15 protein-coding genes and 1 other RNA gene are annotated in these 20,684 nt (G+C 38.0%); 10 read left to right on the forward strand and 6 right to left on the reverse strand.

Annotation, left to right across the window (positions count from 1 at the left end):
- Nucleotides 1-487: 487 nt before the first annotated feature.
- The 10 genes from HDC90_RS01100 (at nt 488) to HDC90_RS01145 (ending at nt 15,037) form a co-directional block, all read left to right on the forward strand.
- Nucleotides 488-1,069, forward strand: a complete 582-nt coding sequence (locus tag HDC90_RS01100) for a Crp/Fnr family transcriptional regulator (RefSeq protein ID WP_184462989.1) — start codon at nt 488-490, stop codon at nt 1,067-1,069.
- Nucleotides 1,070-1,153: 84 nt separating this feature from the next.
- Nucleotides 1,154-1,771, forward strand: coding sequence for a hypothetical protein (locus tag HDC90_RS01105; protein ID WP_184462991.1), 618 nt, complete (start codon nt 1,154-1,156; stop codon nt 1,769-1,771).
- A gap of 189 nt (nt 1,772-1,960) precedes the next feature.
- Nucleotides 1,961-2,290 carry a helix-turn-helix transcriptional regulator gene (locus HDC90_RS01110; protein ID WP_184462993.1) on the forward strand — a complete coding sequence of 110 codons (330 nt, stop codon included), beginning with the start codon at nt 1,961-1,963 and terminating at the stop codon, nt 2,288-2,290.
- A gap of 37 nt (nt 2,291-2,327) precedes the next feature.
- The gene (locus HDC90_RS01115) at nt 2,328-3,176 is read left to right on the forward strand and encodes an arsenite methyltransferase (RefSeq protein WP_184462995.1); all 849 of its coding nucleotides are present in this window, start codon (nt 2,328-2,330) and stop codon (nt 3,174-3,176) included.
- 134 nt (nt 3,177-3,310) lie between these two features.
- Nucleotides 3,311-3,730: an arsenate reductase ArsC gene (locus tag HDC90_RS01120; protein ID WP_184462997.1), complete on the forward strand. Its 420-nt coding sequence runs from the start codon at nt 3,311-3,313 to the stop codon at nt 3,728-3,730.
- 961 nt (nt 3,731-4,691) lie between these two features.
- Entirely contained in the window at nt 4,692-8,819 is a 4,128-nt protein-coding gene (locus HDC90_RS01125) for a two-component regulator propeller domain-containing protein (RefSeq protein WP_184462999.1), read from the forward strand.
- 133 nt (nt 8,820-8,952) lie between these two features.
- Nucleotides 8,953-9,240, forward strand: coding sequence for a hypothetical protein (locus tag HDC90_RS01130; RefSeq protein ID WP_184463001.1), 288 nt, complete (start codon nt 8,953-8,955; stop codon nt 9,238-9,240).
- 161 nt (nt 9,241-9,401) lie between these two features.
- Complete coding sequence (locus HDC90_RS01135; RefSeq protein ID WP_184463003.1) at nt 9,402-12,503, forward strand: TonB-dependent receptor; 3,102 nt, start codon at nt 9,402-9,404, stop codon at nt 12,501-12,503.
- Nucleotides 12,504-12,522: 19 nt separating this feature from the next.
- Entirely contained in the window at nt 12,523-14,115 is a 1,593-nt protein-coding gene (locus HDC90_RS01140) for a RagB/SusD family nutrient uptake outer membrane protein (RefSeq protein WP_184463005.1), read from the forward strand.
- A 28-nt stretch (nt 14,116-14,143) separates the two neighbouring features.
- On the forward strand, nt 14,144-15,037 hold the full coding sequence (locus tag HDC90_RS01145; protein WP_184463007.1) for a hypothetical protein: 894 nt from the start codon (nt 14,144-14,146) through the stop codon (nt 15,035-15,037).
- Nucleotides 15,038-15,377: 340 nt separating this feature from the next.
- Here HDC90_RS01145 and HDC90_RS01150 read toward each other — a convergent pair whose 3' ends face one another.
- From HDC90_RS01150 to HDC90_RS01175, 6 genes are all read right to left on the reverse strand, one after another.
- Nucleotides 15,378-16,019 carry a hypothetical protein gene (locus tag HDC90_RS01150; protein ID WP_184463009.1) on the reverse strand — a complete coding sequence of 214 codons (642 nt, stop codon included), beginning with the start codon at nt 16,017-16,019 and terminating at the stop codon, nt 15,378-15,380.
- Between the two features lies 1 nt (nt 16,020).
- Entirely contained in the window at nt 16,021-16,368 is a 348-nt protein-coding gene (locus HDC90_RS01155; RefSeq protein WP_184463011.1) for a hypothetical protein, read from the reverse strand.
- Nucleotides 16,368-17,099 (reverse strand): TIGR04255 family protein, encoded by a 732-nt coding sequence (locus HDC90_RS01160; RefSeq protein WP_184463013.1) that lies wholly within the window; start codon nt 17,097-17,099, stop codon nt 16,368-16,370. The genes HDC90_RS01155 and HDC90_RS01160 overlap by 1 nt, the downstream gene beginning before the upstream one ends.
- Nucleotides 17,100-17,478: 379 nt before the next feature.
- Nucleotides 17,479-17,845, reverse strand: a transfer-messenger RNA (tmRNA) gene (gene ssrA / locus HDC90_RS01165).
- A 160-nt stretch (nt 17,846-18,005) separates the two neighbouring features.
- The gene (locus tag HDC90_RS01170) at nt 18,006-19,022 is read right to left on the reverse strand and encodes a LacI family DNA-binding transcriptional regulator (protein ID WP_184463015.1); all 1,017 of its coding nucleotides are present in this window, start codon (nt 19,020-19,022) and stop codon (nt 18,006-18,008) included.
- Between the two features lie 26 nt (nt 19,023-19,048).
- The gene (locus HDC90_RS01175; RefSeq protein WP_184463017.1) at nt 19,049-20,653 is read right to left on the reverse strand and encodes a hypothetical protein; all 1,605 of its coding nucleotides are present in this window, start codon (nt 20,651-20,653) and stop codon (nt 19,049-19,051) included.
- Between the last annotated feature and the right edge of the window lie 31 nt (nt 20,654-20,684).

Genomic DNA, 20,684 nt, shown 5'->3' on the forward strand with positions numbered 1-20,684 from the left:
TTAGTAAAATCTGATCTGTTATTATGGGTTAACCAGATTATTATAAATTTAGAGAATTGAAATAACTAATCACAATCATTTAATTCTATAATGGAATAGTTAGAATCTATTACCTTTCTATATCAGTAGTTTAAGAGGAGTGCGAGGGCTTGGGACCGCAAAAATTTAACCTGACGTTAATCTTAAAATAAAAGCCCCATTAGGTATTTAACTTTTGCAGGTATAGTGAAACCGGCGCTTTCAGAATGATTTTAAAAAGCAATAGAGGGTTTTCGATAGTGGCAATGGGGGCCATATGGAATACCTAGGTAAAGCTTTTAGCGGTATAAGAGCGGATAATAATAGAATAATGCATTTGGATGATTAGCAAAGGATGGGTGTGTCACATGGGTATATATATGTCGTTTTTCTAAAAAAATTGTAGAATTGCGCCTATTTTTGAATTGGTAGCAAGTGTAACAAACGACAGTAACAACAAATAAAAACAATGCAAGACATACTATTCGACTTTATATCAAAATACGTTTCTCTGACAGAAGAGGAGAAGAACACAATACTTTCGTTAGACATATTCCGCTCTATTAAGAAAGGGACAACTTTGCTCAAAGAAGGACAAAAATCGAAAGATAGTTACTTTGTTTTAAAAGGCTGTATTCGGACATATTATGTTTTAGATGGTGAAGAAAAAACTACTGCTTTCTATACAGAAATGGAAGTTTTGACACCCCCTTGTGTAATAAGCAAAACGCCCTCTGAATATTATGTAAGTTGTATAGAAGACACTATACTTACTGTTTCAAATTCTGATATGGAAATGGAAATAAACAGGAAATTTCCAAAGTTTGAAACCCTATGCAAAATATTATCCGAAGAACTCTTAGCTAAACAGCAAATAGATTTTGACGAGTTTAAAACTTCTTCCCCTGAAAAACGATATCTGAACCTGATTCAAAAAAGACCGGAACTTATTCAGCGCGTTCCACAGCATCAATTAGCAAGTTATTTAGGTGTCAAACCCCAATCTCTAAGTAGATTGAGAGCAAGAATTGTAGGAAAAAATAAAGGCTAGGGTTCATTTCTTAACTTAAGTGAACAATTTAAGGCCCCTCGCTAATCTACCTTGCATTATCATTTAACAATTAATAGTATTGATGTGCAAAAGAAAATTTTAATGTTCGCTTTGATCTTAATGATGGCAGGCAGTTTACAGGTGAATGCCCAATCTACCCAACAGGATAGTACTTACAAAAAGTATTATATTGGGAGTTCACTCTTGATGTTGGGAAATTTTTCCAAAGTAAATAATCCTGAGTATGTACAATTAAATATTGGATATAGGATAACACCCAAAGATGTTGTTTCCTTTGAATTTAAAAGATCCATTTATTCCTGGCCAATAGGTATCCCTTTTGGACCATCATTTGATGCGCCGGGAGAAAACTATCCCGGGCATGCACGTATACTTGCACCTACATTAGGATACCAGCATTTTTGGTGGAAAGGAGTCTACACATCCGTTTATGCATTGAATGCTTTTGAAAAATATATCGACGAGAATAAAAAAAAGATTGGAAATGGATACACACTGTATCTGAACGTCCATTTGGGTTACCAGTTTACGTTTTTTAAAAACCGGTTCTTTTTTGAACCAGCTATTGGATGCAGTTATTGGCCTGTAAGGACTAATGTACCTGAATCATTTAGAGTAGTAGAAAAAAAATGGCCTAACTACTTTATTCAACCCGGGCTTCATTTTGGGTTTAACTTTTAGTAGATAATTTCTATTCATTGTTAATATGACAAGAGCGGCTATTCGTTATGCACGGAAGTGGTCTCAATACGCTGGTCTTTCAAAATATTTTACAAATTAAATAGCTGTTATTCAGTTTCATATATTTATCTATCGCAATATTACGATTAAATGTTTGGGTACTTAATAATTACATCGTAATATTGCGATATGGGAACAACAAAATCAGAAATATTCACAGAAGAGCAGAATAGTTTGGCTGTACAGTTGAAAGCAATTGCACATCCCGCACGTATTGCAATCTTGCAGGAACTGATCAAAGTGAACGCCTGTATCTGTGGCGACCTGGTAAACGAACTTGGACTGGCCCAAGCGACCATCTCGCAACATCTGAAAGAACTGAAGAATGCTGGTATAATACAGGGAACAATCGAGGGGGCAAGCGTATGCTACTGCATCGAACCAAAAACGTGGAAAATGCTACAGGAAGAACTGAACAGGCTTTTCGGTTCATACAAGGGCGAGCAGAACTGCTGTTAAAAAATTTGCCAAATTCAATCGTAATATTACAATCAATATGGAAGAGAACGAAAAACTAAAAGAGCTCGTTAAAGAAAAGTACAGTGAGATCGCCTTGCAGGACAAGGATACTAATGCTGCATCTTGCTGTGGTGCCGGCGGATGCTCAACAGAGGTCTATAACATCATGACAGATGATTATACTGAAATAGAGGGCTATATTCCCGATGCGGACCTGGGATTGGGTTGTGGCTTGCCGACACAGTTCGCTATGATAAAAGCAGGTGATGTGGTGATCGACCTTGGCAGTGGTGCGGGCAATGATTGCTTTATCGCACGAAAAGAAACGGGTGAAACTGGTAAGGTCATCGGTATCGACTTCACTCCAGCCATGATTGAAAAAGCCAGGATAAATGCAGAAAAACTAGGTTACCATAATGTCGAGTTTAGACAGGGCGATATCGAAAAGATGCCCATTACCTCCGGTGTAGCTGATGTGATTGTGAGCAACTGTGTACTTAACCTGGTTCCAAATAAAGATGCCGTTATTAAGGAAATCTTTAGGGTTCTTAAACCAAATGGACACTTCAGTATCTCTGATGTGGTACTGATCGGTGAGCTTCCGGATGCACTGAGAATGGATGCGGAAATGTATGCCGGCTGTGTAGCTGGTGCCATCCAAAAGGAAACCTATCTTAACCTCATCAATGACAATGGCTTCCACAATGTAACCGTTCAGAAAGAAAAACCAATCATCATTCCCGATGATATACTTTCCAAATACCTTTTACCACAGGAAATCGAAAGCTTCAAAAGTGGGAATACGGGTATTTTCAGCGTAACTGTATTTGCAGAGAAACCAGAAGTTAAACAGGCTTGTTGTCCACCAGGATGCTGTGATCAGTGATGAAAACTGAAACGCTCCATAAATATAGAAAACCGATCATTATTACCTTTTCGGTCATTTTGCTACAGCTCATCTTCGGCTTTGATGCTAAGTTCTGTATCATTAATATTATTTGGTTATTAGTATAAGAAAACATGAAAAAGATATTGGTACTATGTACGGGCAACAGTTGCCGTAGCCAGATTGCAGAGGGCTATCTAAGGTACTTCGCAGGGGATATTGCGGAAATCTACAGTGCGGGCATTGAAACACATGGGGTCAACCCAAAGGCAATTGAGATCATGAAGCATGATGGAATAGACATATCCGCACATACTTCAAATAACATAAATGAATATACAGACATCGACTTCGACTTTGTGATTACGGTATGCGACAATGCTAAGGAAAGTTGCCCCTACTTCCCATCCAAAGCCATAAAGCTCCATTACGCCTTTCCAGACCCTGCAAAGGCAGTCGGTACTGAAGAACAGGTCATGGAGCAGTTCAGGGAAGTTCGGGAAATGATCCGCAGATACGTAAGGAACTTCGTAAACGAAAACCTGAGGTTCTAAAAACTTATTTAATCAGAAATGTTTCTTTACTTATTTTTAATATGGTATATGCAAAAAAGAAGAGCAAAACGTATTAAACCAAGGGATGCGACTGCTACTAAAATCGAAGCGTATTATGACGAAAATGAGAGAGAAAAAAAGTTTATTAAGCTAATCTCGGTATTATTATAATCATAACCTTCGAAGAATTTTATTCACAGAATTCTAATGAACAAGTTATTTATCTGCCTGTCAATCAATAGATAATATTTCTCCAAAATCAAACATCCGAAAGGGCGTAGAACTATAATTTGTGGATTGCTTTTTCCAAAATAGCACAAAACCACATAAAAATGAGTTAAGAGAACTTTGTATGGGAACTTGCATGAGGTATAATTTAATTTCAAATAAATTTTGAAACATCAATCATAGTTAAGTTTTTTTTCACACAACAACCTTATTATTAATACAATACAAATAAACATATCAATTTACTCTAAAAATATATAGAGAATCAAGGTAAAGAAAATGAATATCAAAAAATACATTTAGAACAACTCAAACTCTTTTAATACCTCGGGGTTGTTTATTTGTAAAATGCGCTTTAGCAAATCCACAATCAATATTTTCGACTGCTATACATAACATCTTTCTTTTCTTTATCCAAAACGAAATGCCCTGACAAGAAATCAAACAGGTAATCAATGGCCATATCTTTTTGAGATTTTATCAGTAACTCAGAGATGCCTTTGTTTAAGTCACTAATTAGCGGTGCAGCAAAGCAAAGGCCATTCTGTCGACTTTAAGAACATCAAAATAAAAGATTTGTCTAGTGCAAAGAGAGTTGGTAAAAAGTAAAAGGTTGTTCTTCGTTAACAATTACAGAAACATCTTTGTTTATAATTCATTTTCTATCTTGCAATATTAAACGGTTATTCAGACTTAAGAATAACATACTCGAATTTTATAAAATGATTCTTTAATGTTTACACGGAAAACCATAATTGCATTAATCTTCTTACTTATTTCGTTCGCGGGTTTAGCTCAGCAAGGCCAGATCCAGTTTTCTTGTATAAATATTTCCGACGGGCTCTCGCATAATCAGATAAATAAAATTCTTAAAGATAGTAAAGGTTTTATTTGGATCGGTACCCTTTCCGGATTAAATCGTTTTGATGGACAGAAGATTAAGGTTTTTAAACACGATCCGAGAGATCATAAATCAATAAGCGATGATTTTATTGCTAATATCTCTGAACTCCCCAATAATAAGCTATATCTGGAAACCCAGAATGGTGCAAACATCTATGATGCAGAAACCCAGGTTTTTATCAGGGATGTTAACCCTTACCTGCAGAAAGCGCTCCATATCTCTGCCAAAAAGATCAGAGATATAGTAAATGATAATCATGGAGGTTTTTGGTTCAATGCCGTTGAAGAAGGTATATTTAAATATGATACGGTGAGCAAAAAAAGTATTCATTTAAAACTTGATGCAAAAAACGCTGCTTCGCTATCCAATTCTCCTGTTTCGGCATTACAAAAAGGACCCAATGGAGATATTTGGGTTATTCATATGGATAAGACTATTGAATTACTCAATAGTTCTACAGGTAAAGTTCGTAAGCGCATTACTGCATTCAAACGTCAGGATTCTTTAACTTTTCAATATTTTAAACTGTTTGTTGATCATGCGTCTGATCTATGGATATATACACCCAATAGCCAGAGAGGAATAGATTTTTATGAAACCAAAACCGGAAAAACCAGATTTATAGACAAGGCACCAAACGGTCTGAATAACAACCTGATCAGCAGTATCATTCAGGACGATAAAGGTTTAATCTGGATAGGCACAGATCATGGAGGTGTTAACCTGTTGGATAAAAGGGATTTTAGTATCAGGTATTTGGTTAATAAAGAGGGCGATAGTAAGAGTATAGGTCAAAATGCCATTCTAACCATGTATAAAGATCATTCAGGGATAATTTGGGTAGGAACATATAAAAAGGGTGTTAGTTTTTATCATGAAAAGATCCTCAAATTCCCGCTCTATAAACACCGTAATGCAAATCCACATGGGCTCACTTATGATGATGTAAACCGTTTTGTAGAAGATGGACTGGGTAATATCTGGATTGGTACAAATGGAGGTGGACTGTTTTATTTTAATAGAAAAACGGGTCAGTTTAAAAGGTATGTACATGAACCTGGAAATCCAAATAGTTTGAGTAACGACATCATTGTAAGCCTGTTTATAGATCGTGATAGAAAGCTATGGGTAGGGACCTATTTTGGTGGCTTAAATTGCTTTGATGGCAAAAAGTTTATTCATTATAAACACAATAGTCAGGATGTAAACAGCCTTGCCGATGACCGGGTATGGGATATTCTTGAAGACAGTAAGGGGCGACTATGGATTGCTACTTTAGGCGGTGGGCTGGATAAATTCGATAAAAACAAAGGCATTTTTATTCACAAAAAGGCAGGAGAAAAGAATGGTATTATTTCAAATTTGCTTTGCTGCTTAATAGAGGATAGAAAAGGAAGTATTTGGATAGGGAGCCCGGAAGGGGTTGATGAAATGAAACCAGATGGCCGATTCGTTCATTACAAAAATAAACCGGGTGATAAAAAATCGCTGATCAATAATGTTATTTATGGCATAATGGAGGATAGCTATGGTTTTATATGGATATCCACACGTGATGGGTTAAGTCGGTTAAATCCTGAAACTGCAACGTTCCAGAATTTCGACAGTAAGGATGGGCTCACTGAAATGACGACTTTAAAAGTGGTTGAAGATAATGACAAAAATCTTTGGGTAAGTACTGCAAATGGCTTGTTCGAGGTTATTGTTAAAAAGATAAATAACGACAAATTTTCTTATACTTTCCGGAAGTACGATGAACATGACGGCCTGCAGGGCAACGCATTTAATGCCAATGCTGGGTTTAGGACCAAATCAGGAGAACTCTTGTTTGGAGGAGCAAACGGCTTTAATCTTTTTAAGCCGGCCGATATCAGGAATGACATTAACAAGCCTGTTATCGTTTTTACTGATCTGCAGATTTCTAACAGGAGCATTGGCATTGATGACCAGGTGAATGGAAGGGGTATATTAAAGAAGTCTATCATTTTTACAAAAGATTTAAAGCTGAACTATAGCGAGAATGGATTTGCTCTTGAGTTTGCAGCATTGAATTTCTTTAATCCTCAAAAAATAAAATACCGGTATAAACTGGAAGGATTTGATCAACACTGGCAGGAACTTCAGGGAAATAACCGATTGGCAACCTATACCAATATTGATCCTGGTAAATACACTTTTAAAGTGGTTTCTACTGATGCTTCGGGAAATTGGGTAAACAACGAGACTAGCCTTAATATTACCATTATGCCTCCATTTTGGAGAACAACGCTGGCCTATATCATTTATATATTGCTAATTGGCGGTGCGCTGTTTTTTATCAGGCATCGTGGCATTCAACGGATAAAGAAAGAGTTTCTAATAGAACAGGAACGGCAACAAGCCAAACGGATGCATGAACTGGATCTGCTTAAGATAAAATTCCTTACCAACGTAAGTCACGAATTCAGGACACCCTTGTCGCTGATCATTACGCCGCTTGAGAAACTGATTAAACAAGCTCAGAATTCAGAAAAGCCGCAACTTCAGATGATTCAGCGGAACGGACGCCGCCTGCTTAATCTGGTAAATCAATTGCTGGATTTTAGAAGAATGGAGGTGCACGAATTAAAACTGCACCCTAAAACAGGAGATATCATTTCTTTTATTCAGGAGCTGTCATTTTCGTTTAGTGATATAGCCGACAGAAAGAACATCAGTTTTAGTTTTCAAACCGATAGAAAGAGTCTGATTACCTATTTTGATCATGATAAAATTGAAAGGATACTATTTAATCTGCTTTCAAATGCGTTTAAATTTACACCCCAGGGTGGTAAAGTGAAAGTAAGTTTGCTTACTACCGTTAATGAACATAAACAAACCCAGTTAATTCTTAAGGTTTCTGATACGGGTATTGGGATTCCTGAGGATAATAAGACAAGGATATTCGAAAGGTTTTTTCAAAATGATGTTCCAGATTCTATTGTTAACCAGGGAAGTGGTATAGGCTTATCAATTACCAAAGAATTTGTAAGACTACATGGTGGGTACATTACAGTCAACAGCATTGTGAATAAAGGAACTGAGTTTACAGTTTACCTTGTTTTTCCTAAAACAAATGCAGAAACGCCTGTTCCAGAACCTAAGCTAGATCTGGCCATTACTGCCAAGGCAGAAGAAAATGAGATAAGTGATCCAAAGTTTGTATGGAAAAGTAAAAAGCCGATGCTTATGCTGGTAGAAGATAATGAGGATTTTAGGTTTTATTTAAAAGACAATCTAAAAGAATACTACCAGGTGGCCGAAGCTGCCAATGGTAAAGAAGGCTGGCAAAAAATACTTTCTATACATCCTGATTTGATTGTTAGTGATGTGAGTATGCCTGATATGAATGGTATTGATCTTTGCCGGAAAATTAAAGCGGATAAGCGTACGGCCCATTTACCTGTAATATTACTTACCGCGCTAACCACTGAAGATGAACAACTGATGGGCCTTGAAACCGGTGCCAATGATTACATTACCAAACCTTTTAACTTTGAGATTCTTTTATCGAAAATAAGGAACTTACTCCAACAGCAGGCACTTTCAAAAAAGATCTACCAAAAGCAGGTTGAGTTTAAACCACCGGAAACAGAAATTGAATCTGTTGACGATAAGTTCATCAGGCAGTTATCTTTTCATATAGAAGAACATTTGTCAGACTCCGGCTATACTGTCGACCAGTTAAGTACAGACATGAATATGAGCAGGGTAGGTTTATATAAAAAAGTACTTCAGCTAACGGGTAAATCACCTGTAGAATACATACGTGCTTACAGATTGCTAAAATCTAAACCCTTGTTGCTGAAATCGCAGATGACCATTGCCGAGGTAGCTTATGAAGTCGGCTTCAGTAACCCTAAACATTTCAGTAAATATTTTAAGCAGGAATTCGATATGCTGCCATCAGCGTATGCCTTAACAAAACCTGATCAATAGCCTGTTTAACACTCTTTTTGGTCAATTTGTTAACATATGAATACCTAATTGTTATCATTTGAGTGCCCTCGATTTTTTTGCGTGCATATACCTTTAGAAATAAATCAACCAGGTATAAACTGTATTTATTTCTATGCAAAAAATTAGGGTAGGCGCCGTAATATTTATAGGTAGTATTCTACTTTATATAAATGTAAATGGACAGGTAAAAGATGATGTGCAAACAACTTCAGGGATAGAAATTCCTATTCAACCTTCTTCCTCAAGAATTCAAAAAATAAAACCTCAAGCGTTATCTGATCAAATCATTCATGTAACTGCAATTGCGACAGAAAAGTTTCCTGACGACAAAAGTTTAATGGCCGTTAAGCTTTCAGCTGCAGCTCTTAAATGCCGGAAAGTAGAACCTTTAATGTCGTAGTAATTACCCCTCCCCAAAAAAAAGTTAGTCAAGGCATTAGAATTTAATCAAAAGGCAGACTACAGTTTTACCTACAGCGATAAGGTAATTACAATTAAGCACTAACCAGAATTAAACCAATATAAAATGAATCAATTATTTATTAAATTTTTAAGAACAGCATGAAAAAGAATTCTATAATTAAAGGAGAACACATTTTTCTGTTGATGTTTCTTTCACTGCTTGTTTTCAGCGAATCTTTATTTGCACAGCAGCGTCAAATCAGCGGAAAGGTGACCTCAGCGGATGGGCTCCCTATACCGGGTGCAGTAGTGAAAGTTAAAGGAAAAACCGGTGGAACCGGAACAAGTAGTGAAGGTACGTATACCATTAATGCCCAAACAGGAGATATACTCCAGGTTAGCTCTGTTGGTTTTGTATCGAAAGAAGTACCGGTTGAACAAAGTGCTACGATTAACATTAGTTTAGCAGAAGATAAACAACAACTTGACGAGGTAGTAGTAGTGGGTTATGGTGTTCAGCAAAAGAAACTGGTAACCGGTGCCACAGTTCAGGTTAAAGGAGAAACACTGCAAAGGCAAAGTACAACTAACGCATTGCAAGGCCTACAAGGACAAACTCCCGGTGTACAAATCACCTCTACTTCCGGTCAGCCCGGCGAAAACATCAAGGTAACCATAAGGGGCTTAGGTACTATTGGCAATGCATCGCCACTATATGTTGTAGATGGTGTCCTTACAGGTGATATCACTTATTTAAACTCATCGGATATCGAATCGATCGATGTGCTAAAAGATGCTGCATCTGCAGCTATTTATGGTTCTCAGGCCGCTAATGGTGTGGTGTTGGTTACTACGCGGCAAGGTAAACGCGGGCAGAAAGGGCAGATTACTTTAGATGCTTATGCAGGTGTACAAAATGTTGCAAAAAAATTAGCATTGCTTGATGCTTCGCAATACGCCGCTATCATGAGCGAGGCCGCTGTAAACGGTGGCAAGCAGCCACTATTTACTAATGATCAGATAAAAGCTTTTGGCAAAGGTACAAACTGGATGGATGAGATGTTTGTAGACAATGCACTCACACAAAATTATGCGCTTGGTGCATCCGGTGCATCTGACGCTTCAGTTTATTCATTAGGTTTATCATATACCGGGCAGGAGGGCATTGTAGGAGGTAAAGGCTTGTCTAATTACCAGCGCTACAGCTTTAAAATCAATTCTGAACATAACTTTTACAAAGATATCATCAAAATTGGTCAGCACCTTACCTATACAGATATTAAAAATAATGGTATAAGTGTTGGTAATCAGTACAACAACACATTACGTGGAGCATTTAGTGCCAGCCCATTTTTGAAGATGTATGATGAGAATGGAAACTTCTTCGATAACAGCAAATCTACATGGAATAATGGTGAGGCAAATCCTTATGCATTGATGGTATATAACAGCCAGAACAGAAATAATACCCAGCGCATACTTGGTGATATCTATATGGTAATTGAACCGATTAAAAATCTGAAATTCAGAACCAGTTTAGGTATGGATTATAGTGCAGGCGAAAGTCGTTCTTATACCCCTGTTTACAGCCTGTCGGTTTATAGTTATAACCTTGTTAACAAAGCCAGCCAGGCAATGAACAAAGGTAAATCTCTGATCTGGGATAATTTGTTGAGTTATAAATTTACCTTAAATAAAGACCATACTTTTGAAGCGATGGTGGGTAGCTCTGCATATCGTGCAGATGGTTCTAATATTTTTGGAACCAATACCAATTTGATTGCTGATGGTTTTGATTATGCCTGGCTTAGTAATACAACAGGTAAAACTGTAGCAGGTATCACCATTGGAGGTGGCCCCACTGATCCCGACCGCAGGTTATCTTATTTTGGCAGGTTAAATTATAACTACAAAGGAAAATACCTGTTAAATGCCACTTTTAGAGCAGATGGTTCTTCACGTTTTGGTCCCGAAAAACGCTGGGGATACTTCCCTTCTGTTTCGGCAGGATGGGTAGTAACTAACGAGAATTTTATGCAAGAACAAAAGGACTGGTTAGATTTTCTTAAGGTTCGTGCCAGTTGGGGGCAGGTTGGAAGTCAAAATATAGCTGCTTTTCAATATCTGGCACCAATTAAGCTAAATAATACAAACTATATTTTTGGTCCTGATGAGGGTGTGCTTACTCCTGGGGGCTACCAAAGCAGAATTAGTAATCCTGCAGTGAAATGGGAAACCTCAGAACAGACCAATATCGGATTTGATGCTAATTTTTTGCAGGGCAAATTTGCTTTGAACTTTGACTGGTATAACAAGACTACTAAAGATTGGTTAATAGCTGTACCAATTCTTGCTACTGCCGGTGCCGAACCTCCATTTATTAATGGTGGTAATGTGAAAAATACAGGTATAGAACTAGCACTTGCTTATAAAAACAGCATAGGTGAATTTAATTATTCTATTGGAGTTAATGGTGCTTACAATAAGAACAAAGTTGAAAATATTCCTACTTCCGATCAAATTATTCACGGTGGTGATAATGAGCTATTTAACAATGCACTTGAGTTCTATCGTGCCCAAACCGGATTCCCAATCGGCTATTTCTGGGGCTTAAAAACAGCGGGTATCTTTCAGAATGAAGCCGAGGTTCAAAATTACAGATCTGCCAATGGTAAGGTCATACAACCTACCGCTGCCCCTGGCGACGTTAAGTACGTAGATGTTAATGGAGATGGTATGATAGATAATCAGGATAGAGGCATGATTGGTAATCCCAATCCGAATTATACATTTGGTATTACACTTTCGGGTGATTACAAAGGCTTCGATTTTTCTGTTGTAGCTTCTGGAGTTGCCGGAAATGATATTGTTCAATCCTACAGAAATCCATCTAGTCAGTTTGGTAATTATACCACCCGGATACTCGATAGGTGGCACGGGGAGGGCTCATCGAACACCATTCCGCGTGTAACTGAAGACAACCGGAATTGGAGTAATTTTTCTGACCTCTATATTCAAAAAGGTGACTTCTTAAGGATCAGTAATATCACCGTTGGTTATGATCTTGGTAAGGTATTTAAAAAGAGCTACCTGAAACAGGTAAGGCTATATGCTGCTGCATTAAACGTTTACACCTTTACAAAATACGATGGAATGGATCCGGAGATAGGTTATGGTACCCAAGGATTTGCATCGGGGATAGATTTAGGTTACTATCCAAGACCAAGAACATTCATGATAGGAGCCAATCTTAAGTTTTAACTACAAGATTATAAAAAATATGAAAGCTATAAAAATATATGCTGTTGCACTAAGCCTTTTATCTTTAGGCGCCTGCAAAAAAAGTTTTCTGGATACTGAGCAAGTAACAGCAGTAACAGATCAAAATTTTTATAAAACACCAAAGGATGCATTTACTGCATTGGTTGGTTGTTACGATGGACTACAGATTGTATGGTCTGAAGGCGTTTCTTTGCCTGTTGCGGCCGAGGTAATGTCGGATAATACTTTTGGTGGTGGTGGAAATTCTGATGGTTTTGGTTATCAGCTGATTGATGAGTTTGATAAGACACGTTCACCTTCAGATCAGAATTTATACAATAGTAACTGGATTTTATATTATAAAGCGCTGTTTCGCTGCAACGTGCTTTTAGGTAAGCTGGATCAGATAGAATGGGGTAGCAATCCGCAGTTGAGAAAAACATACGAATCTGAGGCGCGTTTTCTGCGCGCTTACCTGTTATTTGATATGGTTAGACTTTGGGGTAACATTCCATTATTAACGGCTCCATCTGCCGAGAATATTCCACAAAGTAACCCGGATGAAGTTTATAAGGTAATTGCTAATGATCTTAAATTCGCTGCAGCAAATTTACCTGATGTTGCTTATCCGGCCCAGGCTGTGGCAAATCATGGCAGGGTTACCAAATATGCCGCCGAAGCATTATTGGGTAGGGTGTTTTTGTTCTATACCGGTTATTATGCAAAAGCCGATCTGGTTGGTCTTGTGTCTAAATCAGAAGCACTTGCATATCTTGAAGATGTAATTACTAAAGGCGGATATGGTTTAATTGAAAATTTTGCCGACCTGTGGCCTGCTGCATCACTAACATCTTACGCAGGTGAGGACAATAAGGAAACCATTTTTGCAATAAAATATACTTATACGAGTGATTATGCCGGAAATACTGATGGAAATCACTGGATGGTAATCGCGGGTATCCGTGAGCAGGCACTTTACCCGTATGGAAACGGATGGGGAGTTGAAACAGTAAACCCTAAATTATGGAATGCATACCTGCCAACTGATACGAGAAGAGTGGGTTCTATTATTTCAATTGTTGACGAAAAGCTGCCATTCACCAATCAAAAAGGTCAAAGAGAATACACCGGTTACTATGCGAAAAAATATAGCCCAATGATCGGTTTAGATGGCAAACCTCTACCAGAAGCACATGGCAATACTAACTTCCAGATAGGTCAGTTTCAGGATTATGTATCTATTCGTTATGCTGATGTATTGCTTATGGCAGCAGAATTGGGAAGCGGAAATGCCCAATCCTATTTTGATACGGTTAGGCAGCGCGCATATAAGACTGCATTTACGCCATTGGCCGTAAGTCAGGCTAACATCATTAGAGAGCGCAGACTGGAATTTGCTTTTGAAGGAATACGTTATTATGATTTATTGCGTCAGGGAATCGATAAGGCGGCTCAGGAAATTGCCGAAACAACAACGGTATTAAATGGTGGTGTAAGTGCAGAGAAAAAAATATCTGCTGCAAATATCATTGCTACAAAAGGTTTGCAGCAAATACCATATACCCAGATCGGTCTTTCTAATGGAACCCTAAAACAAAATGCAGGCTGGTAACAGATCATCTATCTTAATCATTAAAGAAATGAAACTATACATAATAATATTTGCAATGCTGATGATGCCATTGCTGTTCATTGCATGTAAAAAAGACAAACACAGTATTGAAAGGACGCTTGATAAATCTGAAATACAATATACCGTAACACAGGATTTTAAGGCCGATCCCGGTGGGAATACTGTAATTCTTAAAAATGCTACGCCCGGCACTATATCCATGTGGGATTATGGAACTGGAACCTCCAGAAGGATGGTAGACACGGTTAAATTTGCCTTTAAAGGAGATTATGTGATAAAATTTTCCGTACTCAGCGGAGGATTACAAGTAAAAATGGATTCTGTAGTCGTAAAAGTTACACAAGACAATTTAAACTATGTGGACGACCCAATGTGGGCCGCCCTTTCTGGTGGTGTTGGCAAAGAGAAAGAATGGGTATTAGATACCGAAGCCAGTCATTTTTCAGGGCCATTTGCATTTTATGGAGTAAATATTGGTTGGCTTAAAGAAGGTGGTCCGTGGGGTTCCAATAGCACAGGATGCTATGGTGGCGATTGCTGGACGTGGGGTCCGGGGCTTGCCGACATTTATCCAAATATGATGGCCAAAGGTGACTACGGGGTAATGACGTTTGGATTGAAAGGAACAGCATTTTTTAAAGCAGTTAAACCCATGGAAAATGGAATTACCCAAAATGGAACTTACTATTTAAATACGGCTACGAAAATATTAACTATCAATTCAGCTTCAATCCTTAGAGGTTACAAACCAGCAAAAAATGGAATTACAGGAATAAGTAACTGGACAAACTATAAGATCTTATCTCTTGATGAAAATACACTTCAACTTGGTGTGATTAGAGATAAGGATGTTGATGGCGAAGGACCAGCAATGCTCTCTTTCAATTTTATAGCAAAGTAATCTGCGTTATTGCTTAGGCTTCTTTATTCAGGTAAAGCCTGAGTTTTTTATGAAAAGACATTTGTACGCAACAGCTCACCTCGCATATGCGTTATTTGGTCAAGAAAGCCGCTAAATGCAAAAAAAGCCTGCAAATAAACAATTTGCAGGCTTTTTTTGTTTTTCAGTATTTCCTGATACTGATTCCAGTGGGCGATACGAGGGAAAACTTGAACCGCTTTATAGATGATTTAAGGGTTTTGATTGATTTAAGAAAGAATCAAAGCAAGGATACGGGGTAAAAGTTGAACCAAGTTACGGTATGTAACAAGGCCTTAGAACTTTAAATTACTTCCGAATACTAGGCTACCCTGTCGCATTGTTCTGGTAAACGACAGAAATGGTATGATAGCTTGAAATTCAAAAGGTAAAAGCCATAATGATCCAAAGAAGCAATCCTTTCTTCATCAATTGTCTCTATCAGACTTTCCATCTCTTCTATTGGAAACCAAAATATCTTATCCAAAAGTGCAATCCTATCACTTTCATTTTCCTTAATCTTTGGTAAATAAAAAATGTTTGAATAAAACTGGCTTTTAACATTTTTTTTAAATGTTTCTAGCTTATCGCCTGATAAACCATTAATTGAGAGGTCTGATAGAAACTCCTCCAAATTTATTAAAGGAGCAAACAAGCATTGTTTAGGATTTACGTCTCTTTTATTTTCTAACGAAATGTCACAAGTATTGCTAAGTATTAAACCTTCGATATAAGTTTTTTCATAACTAGCCGTACTTGAATTCCAATTAGCCATCCTAACGTCTAAAATAATATCACCTTGAAGAAAGTACTTATGGCCAAAGTCCCTATAGAAATTGTCATATGAAATTTCACTCCTATTTTCAGGATAAAACTGTTCAATCCCTTGTTGTAGGCGGCCTTTATTCTCACTCGTTAGATAAGAAGGCAACAATTCAACCCAAGAGCGCTCACCAAATGCCATATTACAACCTATTGGGTCTAGTTGGCTTAGTTTTTAAAGCCTTTTGAAGGGTTTGGTTGAGCACATTCTGCTCAAAATCGCTAAGAAGCTTAGTATCGCCAAATAAATTTTTTGAAAGATGTTGAATTGTATCCCTATATTTTAGAAAGTCTACATTATCTTGCTCAAAATAAAGAAAAGCGAACTGTGTTTGAGGTATATCTTCGTCTGAAAACCTGGGAAATTCTGTCACAAATATATCTAATACTTCTGTTTTCACAGGAGATACTAAAACACTTTCATTTTCCAAGCTTATACAAGAAAACATACTTGGCTGATAGTTGGTCGGTATAAATCCAGAAAAATCCATTATAATGTTTGTCTAAGTTTTTCAGTAATTATTGATTCGAAAAAATCCCTGACAGGATTTTTTATATCTTGAGACATTGTCTTCCAGTCGCTTATAGGCCTACCCATTGTTACTGTTCCCACAGCTCCACATTCCAACATTATACTTTTCGTATTTTGCTTGGCTGTCGGTTGTGGATTGATTTTAAAATTGAGGACTATTCCATTTGTTGCAACATAATTTTTAGATACCTGCACCGCAGCCTCTCTCCCAAACGTGTTAAAAGGAGGTGAAACTACTGTAAAATAATCAGACAAAGGGTCTTCCGCAATTATTTCGAAACTGTTCAGATAAACAACCTGACAGGTCTGTATTTTATCGTATATGCCCAGCTCAAGATACTTTTCCATAAACGGCTGCATAAGCGACTCATTAAACACCTCCCAACTTTCATAAGTGTTTACAATATGAAAAGTAACATAAGAATTACCCATAGAAATAGCATAATTCTTCTCTGGGTTTCTAAAAATCATTTGCGTTTCAGCTTCTTGAACATTAGGAGTAATCGGAACACCATTATTCAAATTCCCTATTTCGAAAACAATCCCCTTTTTTTCTTGCCTCAAAGAAAAACCATCTGCTTGAATTTTATCATAAAATTGACCGAAGAAGCCACTGTCCCATTTTATGGGGCCTGGAAGAAATTTAAAAGTGCAAAGCACTTCTTTGAGGTGTTTATTTGAATACATCATTCGATTAGGCATGCAAAGTTATAAAATTCTTATTATAAAATCACAAAATACATACTTACACAAGTTAAACAAATATTACATTCTTTATTGCTCTTTAACACTAATTAACAAATTCGACGCTTAAAAGATTTTATAAAATCAATGCAAAGCACCTAGTGTATTTATATATTACGAATCGAACCATTACACAAATAAATCAAACTACTAAAAAACAAGAAATTAACAAATAATAAGACTGGGTAAAACAAAACAATTTTCGTTTATCCCAGTATGCTTGCCCCAACGGGGCTCGAACCAAAACAGGTCTCTATTTACTTTAATCGAGGGTTAAAAAACGGGGTAAAAATAAAAACGTCCTTCACGATATCATGAAAGACGTTAGTGGAGCCGAAGGGAGTCGAACCCTTGTCCAGTTGTGAGATAAATTATACCTTCTACATGCTTATTTTTCAGTTGATTTTCGGGAAATAAACGGGCTGAAAACCGACCTTGTTTAAATCCTTAGATACTTTATCTCACTTTAAGTCGTATCTCCTTAAAGCCAGCTTTGTTGTTTCGATGCCCCAGATTCTAACCCAACAATGCAGCAGTTAGAGGGACAAAAGCTAAGCTAGTTCTAAACTAGGCAGCTAAGGCGTAAGTATTTTCGCCAACTAAAATGTGATCGTTCACTTTAAGTGCTCTCCGAACAACGCACTGCATGCTAACATAACTTTCGCCACCCCGTCAAATCCAAGAACGGCCCCAGAAAAAGTTCTCCCGGCAAAAAATACCAGACCACAAATATACGAAAAACTGTGTTAAATAACAATTTTACCTCATTTGCCCATAAAAAAGGAATGTACCAGACTAAAGCCGGCATACTATAATTCTAATTTACCGGATGATATTTATGCTATTTTATAATCATCTGGTGGTTGAATCCCTGACGATGAAATGTGCCGGGACAGTTACTTTTTGTACAGCCCTCTCCTCTAAAGGTTTGTTGAGCAAACTGAGCAGTACCCCGATGGATTGCCGCGCAAGTTCAGATATAGGCTGAGCAACTGCGGTTATAGTTGGGGCATAAAAATCGAAAACCTGATGATCATCAAATGCAATAATGCCCATTTTACCGGGTATATGGTATCCGAGCTGGTTGATCGCTTTCATACCACTAAAAGTAAGATAATTGGTAGCAAAGTAAATAGCATCGATCCTTTTGTTCTGCTTAAGGAATTTAACAAGCTGCTTAACTGTTTGCGCGGGATCATTTCCATAAGGCACTTTTTCTATAATAACTTCCAACCCATATTCGGCCATTGCCCTGGTATAGCCCAGTTTTCTTTCTTCCATCTGGCTCTGGTTACTATCCAGCGTAATAAATGCAATATGGGCAAAAGCATTTTCTGCCAGGTATTTGGAAGCATTATAGCTGGCTTTAAAATTATCGAGGATTACGTAGCTTGATTCAATATCAGGGTAATACCTATCGAAAAGTACAACGGGAGATCCTTCATCAATAAGTGCCTGAATTTCTTTTTCCATCCCAGGCGGAGGGGTTATGATGTAACCATCTACATTGCGGTCTCTAAATAGCTGGATCAACTCCCTGGTTTTATCCGGATCATTATCGGTGCTACAATAGAAAATCTTATACCCGCTCTGGTAGGCAATTTCCTCTATATGATAGGCCATCTGTGCAAAAAAATAATCGGATATTTTTTCCACCATCAGGCCAATAATCATGGTTTTACCAGTGCTCAGGCTCTGGGCCAGGCGGCTTGGTTTATATCCGTTCTCATCAATGTACTGCAATACTTTTTCGGTCAAAGCCAAACTGATACGTTTCTCTTTTGCTTTACCATTGATAATGAAGGAAATTGTAGACTTTGAAATATTCAGGGCAGTTGCTATATCGCCTATGGAAATCTTTTTTGCCATTACCGGAAATTAGATAAAGTGACCGATCAGTTAATTATCGAAAATGTCCTTTGAACCGGAACAGCCGATTGAACCTGCTTCGCTGGAGTATTATATCCATATTGCCACGCTACCAGCGTAACTTTTAATGGCAACTTGCTTCTGGGGGGGATGCCTGTAAAATAAAGTATGCCGTTTACAATTTCTGCAGGTCCTTCCTTTACAAAATACTGTAAGGGCAATCCAGCGTCAGAATGGGCAATTAATTTTAAGGATTTCACAGATTTTTTCTGGTCGGGAATTTCAGGGAAAATAATTTGCTGCGGCATCCCTTTCAGGTTGGTAAGGGGAATCTTCATATTTGCCTGTTGTACCGATGAACGATATTTAGTGTCGCCTTTCTGACTGGCCATTAGCCAGATATCATTGCTCCGCTTACTGTTATTAAATCCCATTCTGTAAAAGGATAACTGAAATGTGGAGTCATTGATTTTCTTGACTGGCCCACAAATCCTGGAAATCACAATTTTCTCTTCAGGACGATAACGCACATCAATCTGATGGGTTGTGGTATCGGTATTTATAGCCGAAACATGAAAGGTAATTCCATCTGCAAGAGGATGAAAAAGTGGTCTGAAACCAGCGGCTCCTGCAGAAGGCAAGAGTTTGCCCTGTTGCGTGAATCCGATTGTACGTTTTATTTTTGCCCGCGCAGCTCGATACAGATCCTCAGTTACCTTGGCCATCTGCGCATCAAATACCCATCCGGCCTCCGCCTTGTTTCCCTTATAATCATTATAAGGCGCTGAAATGGCATTTGGCCATTCGTTTCTCCTCCATCTATCCACCAGCCATCCTTTTTGAGGCTTAACAGCAGAAAGTATAGGAAAAGTACGTAAAGGTGTTTTTTGGGGAAGCCGGGCTTTTACCGCTTTCGAGATAAACAAATTAAGGTAGTTAACCAGTTCATCAGAATAGTCAAAGTGACCATGACCAGCATCGCAAAGTAATGCAATGGGCGTATTGGGATTATCTTTTCTATATTTTATTGCCGGGTTAATGCGTCCCTCTATCCATTCATCTTCACCCATCACAAAAAGCCCGGGGATACCGTTTAAATTTCTTTGGCCCCAATCAGGATTGGGCTTGCCGCTCCCGGTCATATTGGTTAATGGCGCATCGCCATGAATGGATAACACGGCAATTGTACGATCGGGATTAAAAGCAGCGAAATTCCAGGGATAGCTTGCCGCAGCAGAGTGCCCTATGGGGATAACCGGAGCGAATGCGAGTTCCTCGTAACCAGATAGTTCTGCGAGGTTTTTCATTGTTCCGAAAAAAACTGCCGAGGAGCTGAGGTTAAAAACCATATCGACCGACGGCGTAATCCAGATTTCTGCAAGGCCAAGCACAGAAAGATTTTTTCTAAAAGCACTATGCTCCAATATCCCTTCTTCAAGCATGTTGTGCTGGCCAATAACCACACCCCTTACCTGTTTACAGTCAGGCGGTATCCATAAAAATGCCGTCGGCTTTTCTCCTGTTTCGGAAGAAATATTACCCGGTACGGAAACAGACCATTGCCATTCTGCAGCAAAAATGTTTTGCCACAGCAATAAAAAAGTAAAGCAGATAAAAATTACTCTGTACATATCACTTTAGATCAGTATATTATCAGGTTCC

Source organism: Pedobacter sp. AK013 (genome assembly GCF_014205835.1).
Taxonomy (GTDB): Bacteria; Bacteroidota; Bacteroidia; order Sphingobacteriales; family Sphingobacteriaceae; genus Pedobacter.